Consider the following 12,665-nt stretch of genomic DNA (forward strand, 5'->3'; position numbering starts at 1 on the left):
GGCGCGCCAGGTCATGGACATCACGCTTCTCCTCACCAGCACGCTCACGCTTGCCGGCGGCATTCCGCTGACGCTCCTGCTGACATTCGCATCGCTGCTTGCCGGCCTCGTCCTTGCCGTGCCTCTGGCCTTCATGCGCGCCTCGTCCCGCAAGTGGCTTTCGCTGCCCGTGCTCGCCTATACCTATGTGTTTCGCGGCACGCCCCTGCTGGTCCAGCTTTTCATCATTTACTACGGCCTCGGCCAGATCGGCGCCATTCGCTCGAGCGTGCTGTGGGTCCTGCTGCGCGATCCTTTCTGGTGCTGCCTGCTGGCCTTTTCCTTGAATAGCGCTGCCTACACGACGGAGATTTTTCGCGGCGGCATCCAGGCCGTGGCCACCGGCATGATCGAGGCGGCGCAGGCGGTGGGCATGTCGCCGTTGCAGATCAAGCGCCGGATCATCTTCCCGATCGCCTTTCGAAGCGTGCTCCCCTCCTATGCCAACGAGGTGATCAGCATGGTCAAAGCGACGTCGCTCGCCAGCACCGTGACCTTGCTGGAGATAACCGGCCTGTCGCGAAAACTGGTCTCGGAAACCTTCGCACCCTACGAGATCTTCATTGCCGCCGGCGTGCTCTATCTCGGCCTGACCTTCCTCCTGGCCGGCTTTTTCCACCTGCTGGAAGCCCGGTTGAATGGCGCGCCCCGGGCAAAAGCACACCAGCATCGGGTCGACCTGCGGCAGGTGGCCCATGAACAATAGTCCTCGTCAAAATCCATTGCCCGTGGCCGAGACGGCCTGGCGTGAAATCGACCTGTCGGCCATCGCCTCAAACTATCGCGCCGTCCGGGCGGCGGTCGGCCAAGGCACGAAGATCTTCGCCTGCCTGAAGCAGGATGCCTATGGATGCGGGGCGGGCAAGGTCGCGTCTGTCTTATCCGCGGCGGGCGCCGACGCCTTCGGCGTGGTGTCGACCGCCGACGCGCTGGCGGTGCGGAGGGCGGCGCCGGGAAAACCCATCCTCATGTATCCGGGCATCGGCCCGAACGCCGTCGATCTTGTTCGCGATCTCGATCTGACGATTTCGATTTCCGGCGAGGAGGATCTGGCGGGCTGGCTGGCGACCGGCGCGCCACTAAAGGTATTCATCAAAGTCGATCTGGGTTTCTGGCGCGCCGGCGTGTCTCTCGCGAACCTGCGACGCCTGCTGGATCTATGCGCCTCGCAGGGCAGCATCGCCGTTGCCGGTCTCTATGCTCATCTCAGCGAGTTCGGCGATGCCGGTTCCTCGGCGCCTGAGCAGGTTGCGCGCCTGAGCCCGCTTCTCGAAGAGCTGAAGGCAGCAGGGCGCCTCCCCGAAACGATCATGGTCTCAAGCAGCGAAAGCCTGCTTCACCATCCGGAATTCGACATGGGCGCGGTCGATCCCGGTGCGCTCCTCTTCGGGCTGGTCAGTTCTTGCGCCGGGCGCCGCACCTTGTCCATCTGTGCGGCCTTGTCGGCGATCAAGGCGCGTATCGTCGCGCTGAAGACGAGTGACGACAGCATGGGATCGCCGCCGGACCTGCCGGGGTATCGCCCGGACATGCGCCTCGCGGTGCTGGGCATCGGCTGGGGGCATGGGGTGCCGCGGCACCTCGATGCCTCGGCTTCGGTGCTCGTCAGGGGACGGCGTGCTTCAATCGTGCCGCCGATCCATCTCGAACATCTTCGTATCGATGTCACGGACATTCCCGAAGCCATGCTTGGGGATGAAGCGGTGCTGCTCGGCTCTTCCGGCGCCGACCGCATCACGCTGCCCGAGCTCGCCAGGGTCTGGAAGACAGACGAAACCGGCGTCGCCTGCGGCCCACGTGAGAGCCTGCGCCGCATAGACCTCGCACGAGAATTCAAACCAAACCAACAAGAAGGGGAATGACATGAGAAGACATCTGACTTGCGCCCTTGCGGCTTTCCTGCTGGCCGCCGGCCTCGCCCATGCCGAAGAGCGCACGGCCATCACAATTGCCTCGGAAGGGGCTTCGCCGCCCTGGGATTATATCGACACGAAGGGCGCGCTCGTCGGCTTCGATATCGATGTCGGCAAGGAGCTCTGCACTCGAATCAAGCTGCAATGCACCTTCGTCGCCCAGGATTGGGACGGTATCATCCCCGGTCTTCTGGTGAAGAAATACGATGCGATCATGGCCGGCATGTCGATCACCGAAAAGCGCAAGAAATCGATCGCCTTCTCCATTCCCTACGCGGTGGCGCCGAACCAGATTGTCATGCGCCGGGGGCTCGGCCTGCCGGCAAGCGACATCGATGCCAAACTGAACCTGACGGACATCGACGCGGCGAAGAAACAGACTATCGAAAAGCTGCGGGAGAGCCTGAAGGACAGAACGCTGGGTGTCCTTCGCTCGTCCAATTCGGAGGCGGTCGTTCGCGAGCTCTTCGGCGATATTGCCGAGGTTCGCAGCTATGACAGCCAGGAAAACATCAAGCTCGACCTCGCGTCCGAACGCATCGACGGCGGCCTGGGCGACCGTCTGATGTGGAAGCAATTCCTCGACACGCCGGAAGGCAAGGCGGTCGAATTCTTCGGCCCGCAGCTTTCAGGCGGCACCTGGGGTCCCGGCGTCGGTGTCGGTCTTCGCAAGGAGGATGCCGATCTCGCCGAGGCCTTCGACAAGGCCATCGACGCGAGCGTCAAGGACGGCGCGCTCGGCAAGATCAGCCAAAAATGGTTCGGCGTGGATATTTCCCCGCAGCTCGTGAAGTGAGCGGTCGCCGTCGATTTTCGGCGGCCTCAAAACAAGGATTTGAAGCGCGTCGCCTGATCCGTTTCAGCACGATGCGCTTAAGGACCGCTTTCCAAAAATATCTCCAGGGTTCGCTATTCATGTCTTCACCGTTCACGCTCGTCCTGACCGGGCAATCCCTCATTCATCATGATGTTCGGCAGGTCCCCGACGAAGGGTTTGCCGCGATCAAGGCGCTGATCCGGCAAGCCGATATCGCCTTCACGAATTTCGAGACGACGGTGTTCGGCCGGCATGGCGGATGGCCGATGAAGGGTTCCTACTTCGGCTGTTCGGCCCCCGTGGTGCTGGATGCGCTGAAGGACATCGGCTTCAACGCCCTGGCGCTCTCCAACAACCATGCCTTCGACCTCGGCCCTCCTGGCGTCCTGTCGACGCTCGAAGAGGTGGCGGAGAGAGGGTTCCTTCACGCCGGCATCGGTGTCGATGCCGCGGATGCGCGTCGGCCCGGAATGAAAACCTTTGGCACGCGACAGGTGGCGCTTGTTGCCATGGATGCGGGACCCGGCCCGGCCACTATGTATGCAGCCGACGCGACGGACCGACGTCCTGCTAGGCCGGGCGTGAACGGGCTTGATGTCTCGAGGCGATTTGAGGTCGATCCCGAGGTGTTTGCGAGCCTGACCGACATTCGGGACACCTTCCAAAGCAGTCGGATGGAGCGGGCCAACTATGCCCAGCCGCACGATCCGCCTGAACTCCGATCGGCTGACGAGATCGATTTTTACGGGACGATCTTTTGCCGCTCCTCGAACAACAGCCGCCGGATCCTGGTGGACGAGGCGAGCCTGCAAAGCCACCTCTCGGCGATCCGTCGGGCCGCCGCGGAGGGCGCCTTCGTCATCGCCTACCTCCACCACCATCATTGGGAGCCGAATTGGCGGGAGGTTCCGGCATGGGTTCAGTCGCTCGCGCGCGCCTGCGTCGATGCCGGGGCAGGGGTGTTCGTCAGTCACGGCGCTCCCGTCCTGCAGCCGGTGGAGATCTATCGCGGCGCGCCGATCTTCTTCGGGCTGGGCAATTTCCTCTTCCATCTCAATGCGGGCGAAGTGGTGTGGAGCGCAACCGACGTCTGGAAAAGCATGGTCGCGACGTGCCGTTTCGATGCCGATGCCCGACTGCAGTCGATCGACCTCCTTCCCATAGTCATCGGTGGCGAGCGGATGCTGGGCGCCGAAAACTTTCATGAGCGCGTCGTTCCGGCTCCGGCATCGCAAAAGCTAGGGGCGAAGATGATCGAGGACCTGGCGGCCCGCTCGCGCTCGCATGGCGTGTCGATAGCCGTCGAAGTGCATGACGAAATGATAGCTGGTCGCTTACGTGCGGAAGAATAGAGCGCTCCACCCTGAGATGATGAAGCCTTCTACTTGAACGGGAAAGCGCTTTGGCCGAACGCTCTGCCGAGTTTCAAGACGAGCATCGGCTTGCTGAGGGCGCCTATGTCGAGCAGGGGATCTCCATCGACCGCGATCAGGTCGGCGGCCTTGCCTGCGTCTAGGCTGCCGGTTTCCCGCTCCATACCAAGAGCCTCTGCAGCCACCATCGTTCCGGCGCGCAGAGCGTCGTGCTTACCCATGCCCCACGCCACGGCAAGCTCGAACTCCGTCGCCGCCTCGTGCAGCGGATGCGTCGGCCTGCCGATCAGGTCGGTGCCCAGCGCATAGCGCACGCCCGCCTCCAGTCCAAGCTGGAAATCGCGCCGCATGATCGCCCAGTGGCGTTCGTAGACGTCGCGCTCCCACTGCGGGTACCTGTAGGCATCGTAAGCCATCCTGTGGAAATGCAGTTGCGAGATCGTCGTGACGACGATCTTTTTTTCCTCTACCAGGCGCGCCCGCGTGTCGGCGGATATGCCATAGCCGTGTTCGATGACGTCGATGCCGCCGTCGAGGGCAAGCTGCACCGCCTCGTTGCCAATGGCATGGGCGCTGACGGAAAGCCGGTTGCGATGGGCTTCCTCGACCGCAGCCAACACCTCGTCCAGACTATAGGTCACCACCTGGCCCAACGGGTCATCGCCCCATGCGTGGTAGCGATCGTGCACGCCGCCCTTCGACAGTCCGAGCTTGATGAAATCCGCTCCTTCGCGCACGCGCTGTCGCACGGCCCGAACCAGGCCGTCGGCGCCGTCCGCAACCTCGCCGCCCTGCCGCGCGGCCGAAAGCGATACGAGCCTGCTGTCCCAGGTGCCCGAGGTGGATGAAATGAAGCCGCCCGCCACCTTGAGCCGCGGCCCTTCGGCCAGTCCGTCGTCGATCGCACGCCGGAGATCCGGACCGATTGTCGATCCCAGGCAGCGGGCCGAGGTGAAACCCGCATGCAGCATCCGTTTCAGTTCAGCAAGGGCACGGGCCGCGCGGTATGACTCCCGTTCCGTTGCGAGCAGGTGCAACTGCGTGCTGTCGACGCCGAATGTGTGCATGTGGGCGTCGATCATGCCGGGCATCAGCGTCGCCTCGCCGAGATCACGCTCCGCGCATCCGTCCGGGCGAGGCACGGTGCCATCCTGGCCGACGGCGGCGATCAGGCCGCCTTCGATCAGGAGGGCACCCTGCCTGATCGGCTGAAGGTCGGGTCCAGCCAGAACCTGGCTTGCGCTCAGCCTCAGCCGTTCCGCCATGACTCACTCCTATATTTGTTCTAATTTGGACTAACTATTTGATGGTATTGTGCAGATTTGACATATTATGCGCTTATGTGTCAAAGCCTTGGAAGCACGGGAGGACAGTCGCGTCCATGACGCCATCACAAGCACGTCTGCGGGCAAATATTCTGGACGTATTGGGCGCGAGCGGCCCTCAGTCGCGGGCCGAGCTGGCGCGCCGATTCGGCGTTTCGCGTTCGACCATGTCAGGGGTCATTGCGGCGCTCAGCGATGAGAAGTTGATCGAAGAAGACGCCGACGCGGCTTCACCCGCGGCCAGGGCTGGACGGCCTGGAACGCGCGTCGCGCTCGTTGCGCCCAAGGGTTATTTCGTCGGCATCGACTTCGGCCGCATCTTCATCAAGGCCGCGATCTCGGATGCGAACTATCGCATCATCGAACAGGTTTCCTCGGACTTCGACATCGACGTTCCCGCCGATCAGGCGCTCGATCTCGCCGCCGCGAATGTCGAGAAGATCATCGCCGCGAGCAAGGTCGACCGTTCGCAGATAAGGGCGGTGGGCATCGGTGTCCCGGGACCGGTGGATGCGGCGACGGGAGAGCTGCATGCCGGCTCGATCCTGGCGCGCTGGGTCGGCACGGATGTGACGGGCGGTCTGTCCCAGCGTCTCGGCCTGCCGGTCTATATGGACAACGACGCCAATCTGGGCGCGCTCGCCGAAAGTGTCTACGGCGCCGCGCGTGAGGCGCAGGTCGCGCTCTATGTGCTTCTTTCCGTCGGCGTCGGCCTCGGCATCGTCATCAACGGCCAGGTTTTCAGGGGCGCCGGCGGCATCGCCGGCGAGCTCGGCCATATCGTCGTCGACGAACATGGCGCCGTCTGCCGCTGCGGCAGCCGCGGATGTCTGGAGGCCATCGTCTCGGTGAACGCGCTCGCCAAGGCGCTGAGCGTCTCGCACGGCAACATCTCTTCCGACGAAATGCTGCGCAGGGCCGTCAAGGGCGATGTCGGCGCCAGCCGGATCGTGGCCGATGCCGGCGCGCTTGTCGGGCGCTATGTCGGGCACCTGTGCAGCTACTTCAATCCCGAACTGGTCATCGTCGGCGGTGAGTTGATGCGCACCGGCGACAGCCTGCTCGTGCCGCTCAGGGACACGATGCGGCGCTTCTCGATCGCGCGCGCGACCGAGAATGTACGCGTGGTTCCCGCGTCGCTCGGCGAACAGGCGGAGCTCGTCGGCACGCTGCTGTTCGCGGGCGAAAGGGCTCGCGCGGCCGAAGCGCAGCGCCTTACGGCGGGAGCAGGCCAGCCGATGGAAGGACACGCCTCATGACGGTCGACCGCGCCGACGCACGGCAGAAAACGACGATGCGTTGGGCATCGCTTTCCAGCTACGCGCTGCTGATCATATTCGTGCTGCTTTTGATCGGCTTCAACTTGAGCGTGCCGCATTTCGCGACCTGGGCCAATTTCGCCAACGTGCTGCAGCGCAACTCGATCATCGGCATCGTCGCCTGCGGCATGCTGCTGATGATCATCACCGGCGGCTTCGATCTTTCCGTAGGCGCCGTCGGCGCCATGTCGTCGGTGGTGGCGGCCGCCCTGATCGTCCAGGCCTCGATGCCGCTCGGCATCGCCGCGGCACTTCTGCTTGGACTGGCGGTCGGAGCCGTCAATGGCTTCTTCATCGCCAAGATCGGCATCAATCCGTTCGTCACGACCTTGGCCACGCAGGTTCTGGTCACCGGCTTCCTGTTCGTCGGGACGGCGGCGCAGCCGGTCTATGGCGTGCCGGAGTCCTTCACCGTGCTGGGGCTCGGCCGCATCGGGCCAGTGCCGATCCCGACCATCATCTTCGCGGCGGTCGCCTTGGTGACCTGGGCCGTGCTGCGCTTCACGACGCTCGGGCACTACATCTACATCGTCGGCGGCAACAAGACCGCTGCACGGCTGGCCGGCATCAACGTCGACCGCGTGATCCTCACCACCTATGCGCTTGGCGGGCTCTTTGCCGCGATCGCCGGCATCGTCCTGCTTGGCCAGACCAACATCGGCCAGCCGGCAAGTGCGGCCGACTGGCCGCTCACAGCGATCGCCGCCGTGGTGGTGGGTGGCGTGCCGCTCAGCGGCGGCGTCGGCCAGGTGTGGAGCGCGGTGCTGGGCACGCTGCTGCTCGGCATCATCGCCAACGCGCTCAACCTCATCGGCGTGTCGCCCTTCTGGCAACCCGCCGTCACCGGCGCGGTCATTCTCGTGGCCGTGGGACTAGACAGCTATCAACGCAAGCAGCGCGAGATGCGCTGAACAAAGGAGGAGAACGTCATGACTGATCAGGCACATTACACACGGCGCTCGGTGTTGGCGGGCGCGGCCGGTCTGGCCGTGCTGGCTGGCACCGGCCTCGGCAGGGCCCAGCAGGGCAAGCGCATAGGGTTCATGATCTGGAACACGTCCGTGCCCTTCTATTCCAATCTCATCAAGACCGCCAAGGAGACGGCCGAGAAGAACGGCATCCAGCTCGATCTGCAGAGCGGCAATGGCGACTTGGCCACCCAGATATCGATCGTGCAGCAATTCATCGCCCAGCAGGTCGACATGATCATGATCGCGCCCAGCGATCCGAAGGGCATCGTGCCGGTGATCAGGCAGGCCAACGGAGCCAACATCCCGGTGATGGCGGTCAACACCAAGGCCGATGTCAGCAGCGGCGCCAAGGTTCTCACTTATGTCGGCGTGGACGATTTCGTCTTCGGCCAGCGCCAGGGCGACCTGATTGCCAAGGCGCTAGGGGAAAAGGGCAAGGTCGCCTATATCATTGGTAAGCTCGGCACGTCGGCGCAGCTTGATCGCGAGGCCGGCCTCATGGACACGCTGAAGAAATATCCCAACATCGCCATCGTCGAGAAGCAGGCCGCCGACTGGGACAATTCGAAGGCTCTTGCCATCACCCAGGACTATCTCAGCAAATATCCGCAAGGCGCGATCGACGCCATCGTTGACCAGGGTCCCGAAGGCGTGAACGGGGCGAACTTCGCCGCCGAGAACGGCCGCACCGATGTGAAGTTCATCATGGGCGATTTTCCGCTCGATGTCCGCAACGCCATCATCAAGGGCAACGTCTACGGCACCGTCGACCAGGATCCGGCGCCGCAGGGCAAGGTGGCGATCGAGGACGCCGTGCTCTTCTTCGGTGGCAAGGGCGCCGACATCCCGTCGCCCAACCACTATCTCGACCTGCCGACGATCACCAAGGAGAACGTCGAGACCTATCCCGCCGCCTGGGGCGGCTGAGACAGAGGTTGCCCCGATGCTTCTCGAGATGCGCAATATTCGCAAGCACTTTGCCGGCGTTCCGGTGGTGCGGGGCGTCGACTTCTCGCTGAAGCCGGGTGAGATCCATGCTCTTGTCGGCCACAACGGCGCCGGCAAGAGCACGCTAATGAAAGTGCTCGGCGGCAACTACGCCGACTATGAAGGCGAGATCGTGCTCGCGGGCGAACAGATACGACTGACGATGCCGCGCGATGCGCTGCAGCGTGGCATCGCAATCATCTACCAGGACTTCTCATTGGTCCCGGAGCTGAGCGTGGCGGATAACATCGCGCTTGGCCGCGAGCCGCGCGGCCGGTTCGCCGGAACCATCGCCCATGCGCAGCTTCGCGAACGCTCGCAACAGGAAGCGCAGCGGCTGGGCATCGCCCTGCCGATGGATGTCCCGGTGCGCCGGCTTGGCGTCGGCGCGCAGCAATTGACCGAGATCGTGCGAGCCTGCTCGCAGGATATCCGCATCCTGGTGATGGATGAGCCGACGGCGCGTCTGGCGCCGGCGGAACGCGAGCTTCTGTTTTCGACGATGCGCCGGATGGCGGCGGAGCAAAAGGTCGGCATCGTCTATATCAGCCACTTCCTCGACGAGGTCTGCCGCTTGGCGGACCGCGTCACCATCATGCGCGACGGAACCGTGGTGGAGACCGGTGCGGGTTCATCCTACACGGTGGATAGCCTGGCTCATCTTCTGGTCGGCCACGACATCGCTGAAAACCTGGCGGCAGCGCCCGGCGGAAGCCCGGCAAGCGAGGTGGGAGAAGTGCTCAGGGTCGAGCAGCTCCAGGTGCATGGGCGACCGCCGATCAACCTGTCGATCCGCCGCGGCGAGATCGTCGGGCTGGCGGGGTTGGTCGGCTCGGGCCGCACGCGTTTTGCCAGGGCGGTCATCGGCGATGTGCGCAGCAGCGGCAGCGTCAGGGTTGACGGCCGCGCCATGAAGGGGCGTACGCCAGGGCGTGCCGTTCGGGGAGGGTTGGTCCTGGTGCCGGAGGATCGCAAGGTCTCAGGCCTGGCGCTTACCGCTTCCGTCGAGGCCAATGTCGTTGCGAGCTCGCTCGCCAAGCTGCTTGCGACCGTTGGCATCGTCCATCCGGGCAGCCGTGCGCGAATGGCGCTCGACATGATAAAGCGTTTCGCGATCAAGCCGCCGGACCGCAGGAAGATCGTCGGCCAATTGAGCGGCGGCAATGCCCAGAAGGTTCTGGTCGCTCGAGCCGTGGCGTCGCGGCCGAAGGTCATGATATTGGATCAGCCGACCGCCGGCGTCGATATTGGCGCCAAAGCGGAACTGCACAACCAGATCAGGTTCGCCGCGCGGCAAGGCGCCGGCGTGCTGGTGATATCCGATGACCTCGATGAGTTGCTCGACCTCAGCGACCGCGTCGCCATCATGACCGGCGGAACCATTAGCGGTTCTTTCCACAAGACGGAGCTTACGCGCGCCAGCCTGCTCGCGGCGATAAGCAGGGTGCCCGAAAGCGTCTGACAGGCTCTGTTGGTCAGGCCCTGAAGGCTTTGAGCGCGGCCAGCATCGCCTTACCCTTCCCAGTATCCATCATGTCGAGCAGATCGGTGAAGGTGAAGATGCAGACGCCGTCGGCCTGCGACTTGTCGAGCGTGGCCAGCGCCTGCCCGAATTCCCCGGCGCTTATATCCGCTTCGCGGCCGCCCCCGGCATGCATGCCGTAGAGATAGAGCGCCTTGGCCTGCAGCGTGCAGATAGCCTTTCGGCCGCTCCGTTCCCTGATGTCGTCCGAGATTGCGGCCGGCCAATCGGCGGGCCGGGCAAGGATCTGGTGGTAAGCCATCACCTCGAAAGTGTCGACGACGCCGGCCAAAGCTGCGATGTCCTGGCCGAAGACCTCTTCGACCGCGTTGTCGAAATCGGCGCGGAAGAACGGCAAGGTGTTGATCGAATATTCCAGCCCGGCCTGGACGGCTGCCAACTCTTGCCGAATATGCGCTATGGCCGCGACCGTCCTGGCGCATTTCCAGCCTGTCCATGCCTGGCGATGTTGCGCAAGGATGATCCGCGCCGCGGCAGCCGGATCGTGCGTGGGAACGGCAAGGCCAAGGTCGCGGTTGAAGGCGCCGACCGAGCGGGGCGAGAAGCAATATTCCGGCTTGTCGCTTCGGCTGTCTCCCGGCAGCCAGGTCTCCCAGAAACCCGGCCAGCGGATGAAGCCCAGATGCACCGCATCCGGCTTCAACGCGGCGACCGCCTTGCGCAGCAGGTCCGTCTTGTGGGCGAGGTTTTCCTCTCGATCCGGCGGCAGGCCGATATACCAGTCCTGCTGCTTGGCGCGGCGCCCCCATTGATCGATGGTGGCCAGTTCAGGATGCGCTTGCGAAAAGGCGGGGTCGAAGCAGATGTTTAGGCAAGCGAAATAGGCGATGCCCCTTTCGCGTAGCAGCTCCCGAAAACCCACATCGTCCAAGGCATCGTAGGCGCGTCTGTCGGTCTCGGTGACGGCGCTTGCGACCGCAGAATCCGACATCGGCAGGAACTTGCTTTGCGCGATCACATAGGTGACGCCCCAGTCAGCCAATAGGTCCGCGGCCTGGACCGGGCTCAGTCCATGGCGCAGGAACCAGTCATTGTCGTAGATCTTGACGCCGAACCGCAAATTCACACACGTTTTCCTTCGTGACCCACCCCGCCCGGCTTATTCGCTGTTGCAAGGTCGGATCAAGAAGGAATTTTGCTGCGGTTCCATCAGGTCGGCTAGCGCCAGTCGGCTACCTCCGGAATTGAAACATGCGTCCGAGGGCAAGCACCCGGCCAACGCGCACAGTGGCAGCCAACCGTGCCGAAGATTTCTCCCGGCTTTCATGGCGCTCGCTGCGCCAAGTCCGGCTATCCTCTAACCAGTCGCGTTCATCCAACGCGGGCCAAGGGCCTGGTTCAGCAATCCAACCAACACCTCGATGGCCAAGCCCGCCGCTGCCACGCTTTCCCGGTGACGGAGTCCTGCGCGGCAGCTTTTTTCCATCACCGGCCTGGGCGTCACCGGCGTATCGGAGCCGAAATTCGGAGCGTGACGGTTCTCAATCGGGTTCGCTTTGGATTGAGTGGCCGCCAGAAATTGTGGTACCTTTGAGACAAACGCAAAGGTACCTTGACTTGTCCAGTAGCATAACGATCGATCGCCCAAGGTCGCTGGTAGCGACTGTTGTTGAGCGCCTGCGACAAGCGATCATCGATGCGGAACTTGCGCTTGGCAGCGAGTTGTCCGAAGCGGGGCTCGCCTCGATGCTCGGCGTGAGCCGGACGCCGATCCGAGAGGCGCTGACGATCCTGCAACAGCAGGGAATGGTCAACATCATTCCGCAGCGGGGTACTTACGTCTTCTTTCCCACCGAACAGGATATCATCGACCTGTGCGAGTACAGGATCGTGCTGGAAAGCCGTGCCATATCCTTTGCGATGGCGAGACATCGTGACGAAACCACGATGCAGCTCGAACGCGCGCTGGACATGATGGACAGGGCGCGGGCGGATGGCGATCCTGTCGCATATTCACGGGCCGATACCGTGTTTCACGAAGCGTTCATTCGCAACTGCCGCAACCGTTACCTTCAGGAAGGCTTCGAGCAGGTTGCCGGCCAGATCGCGACGCTGAGAACGCACCTTTCGGTGCCGATAGCAGGCGCGCAGGATCGCTCCTATGTCCACCACAGGGAGATCGTGGAGGCGTTCAAGAATGGCGATATCCTGGCGATCGATGCTGTCCTGACAGATCACATCCTGTCGACGCGTAAGTCCTACATCGAGGCAATGCAGGAAGGGCTGATCAAGCCACCGGCCGCGGCCGTCCGCGTGCCTGCCGGTCTCGGCCGCTTCAGCAGTTAGCGCGCGCCGGGTAATAAATAGAAGTCGATCTTGGGTCCATTCTCAAGCACTTAGGTGGAGCGGTAGCGCGTTCGACTTGAGCGGCCACGGCT

11 protein-coding genes are annotated in these 12,665 nt (G+C 63.4%); 9 read left to right on the top strand and 2 right to left on the bottom strand.

Annotated elements, in window-relative coordinates; genetic code table 11:
* Window positions 1–13: 13 nt before the first annotated feature.
* From FJ424_RS11095 to FJ424_RS11110, 4 genes are all read left to right on the top strand, one after another.
* The gene (locus FJ424_RS11095) at window positions 14–745 is read left to right on the top strand and encodes an ABC transporter permease (RefSeq protein ID WP_140658922.1); all 732 of its coding nucleotides are present in this window, start codon (window positions 14–16) and stop codon (window positions 743–745) included.
* Window positions 735–1,901, top strand: a complete 1,167-nt coding sequence (locus tag FJ424_RS11100; protein WP_181182178.1) for an alanine racemase — start codon at window positions 735–737, stop codon at window positions 1,899–1,901. The genes FJ424_RS11095 and FJ424_RS11100 overlap by 11 nt, the downstream gene beginning before the upstream one ends.
* 1 nt (window position 1,902) lies before the next feature.
* Window positions 1,903–2,748 (top strand): transporter substrate-binding domain-containing protein, encoded by an 846-nt coding sequence (locus FJ424_RS11105; protein WP_140658920.1) that lies wholly within the window; start codon window positions 1,903–1,905, stop codon window positions 2,746–2,748.
* Between the two features lie 119 nt (window positions 2,749–2,867).
* Complete coding sequence (locus tag FJ424_RS11110; protein ID WP_140658919.1) at window positions 2,868–4,121, top strand: CapA family protein; 1,254 nt, start codon at window positions 2,868–2,870, stop codon at window positions 4,119–4,121.
* Between the two features lie 29 nt (window positions 4,122–4,150).
* Here FJ424_RS11110 and FJ424_RS11115 read toward each other — a convergent pair whose 3' ends face one another.
* Window positions 4,151–5,407, bottom strand: a complete 1,257-nt coding sequence (locus tag FJ424_RS11115; protein ID WP_140658918.1) for an amidohydrolase family protein — start codon at window positions 5,405–5,407, stop codon at window positions 4,151–4,153.
* Between the two features lie 116 nt (window positions 5,408–5,523).
* Between FJ424_RS11115 and FJ424_RS11120 the strand changes: the two genes are divergently transcribed.
* Genes FJ424_RS11120 through FJ424_RS11135 form a run of 4 tightly spaced genes read left to right on the top strand, consistent with a single transcriptional unit; the run spans window position 5,524 to window position 10,206 of the window.
* Window positions 5,524–6,726, top strand: coding sequence for an ROK family transcriptional regulator (locus FJ424_RS11120; protein WP_181182177.1), 1,203 nt, complete (start codon window positions 5,524–5,526; stop codon window positions 6,724–6,726).
* On the top strand, window positions 6,723–7,697 hold the full coding sequence (locus tag FJ424_RS11125) for an ABC transporter permease (protein WP_140658916.1): 975 nt from the start codon (window positions 6,723–6,725) through the stop codon (window positions 7,695–7,697). The genes FJ424_RS11120 and FJ424_RS11125 overlap by 4 nt, the downstream gene beginning before the upstream one ends.
* A gap of 18 nt (window positions 7,698–7,715) precedes the next feature.
* A complete protein-coding gene (locus FJ424_RS11130; RefSeq protein WP_140658915.1) occupies window positions 7,716–8,684 on the top strand; it encodes a sugar ABC transporter substrate-binding protein in 969 nt (322 codons plus the stop codon).
* 16 nt (window positions 8,685–8,700) lie between these two features.
* Window positions 8,701–10,206: a sugar ABC transporter ATP-binding protein gene (locus tag FJ424_RS11135; RefSeq protein WP_181182176.1), complete on the top strand. Its 1,506-nt coding sequence runs from the start codon at window positions 8,701–8,703 to the stop codon at window positions 10,204–10,206.
* 13 nt (window positions 10,207–10,219) lie between these two features.
* Here FJ424_RS11135 and FJ424_RS11140 read toward each other — a convergent pair whose 3' ends face one another.
* Window positions 10,220–11,353, bottom strand: coding sequence for a hypothetical protein (locus tag FJ424_RS11140; protein WP_140658913.1), 1,134 nt, complete (start codon window positions 11,351–11,353; stop codon window positions 10,220–10,222).
* A gap of 125 nt (window positions 11,354–11,478) precedes the next feature.
* On the opposite strand from FJ424_RS11140, the gene FJ424_RS11145 reads away from it, so the two are divergent.
* On the top strand, window positions 11,479–12,573 hold the full coding sequence (locus tag FJ424_RS11145) for a GntR family transcriptional regulator (protein WP_140658912.1): 1,095 nt from the start codon (window positions 11,479–11,481) through the stop codon (window positions 12,571–12,573).
* Window positions 12,574–12,665 lie beyond the last annotated feature (92 nt).

The organism is Mesorhizobium sp. B3-1-8, assembly GCF_006439495.1.
Classification (GTDB): Bacteria; Pseudomonadota; Alphaproteobacteria; order Rhizobiales; family Rhizobiaceae; genus Mesorhizobium.

Coding starts and splice junctions, on each gene's coding strand:
- FJ424_RS11095 (WP_140658922.1), top strand. CDS start 14: ATGGACATCACGCTTCTCCTCACCAGCACGCTCACGCTTGCCGGCGGC.
- FJ424_RS11100 (WP_181182178.1), top strand. CDS start 735: ATGAACAATAGTCCTCGTCAAAATCCATTGCCCGTGGCCGAGACGGCC.
- FJ424_RS11105 (WP_140658920.1), top strand. CDS start 1,903: ATGAGAAGACATCTGACTTGCGCCCTTGCGGCTTTCCTGCTGGCCGCC.
- FJ424_RS11110 (WP_140658919.1), top strand. CDS start 2,868: ATGTCTTCACCGTTCACGCTCGTCCTGACCGGGCAATCCCTCATTCAT.
- FJ424_RS11115 (WP_140658918.1), bottom strand. CDS start 5,407: ATGGCGGAACGGCTGAGGCTGAGCGCAAGCCAGGTTCTGGCTGGACCC.
- FJ424_RS11120 (WP_181182177.1), top strand. CDS start 5,524: ATGACGCCATCACAAGCACGTCTGCGGGCAAATATTCTGGACGTATTG.
- FJ424_RS11125 (WP_140658916.1), top strand. CDS start 6,723: ATGACGGTCGACCGCGCCGACGCACGGCAGAAAACGACGATGCGTTGG.
- FJ424_RS11130 (WP_140658915.1), top strand. CDS start 7,716: ATGACTGATCAGGCACATTACACACGGCGCTCGGTGTTGGCGGGCGCG.
- FJ424_RS11135 (WP_181182176.1), top strand. CDS start 8,701: ATGCTTCTCGAGATGCGCAATATTCGCAAGCACTTTGCCGGCGTTCCG.
- FJ424_RS11145 (WP_140658912.1), top strand. CDS start 11,479: ATGCGTCCGAGGGCAAGCACCCGGCCAACGCGCACAGTGGCAGCCAAC.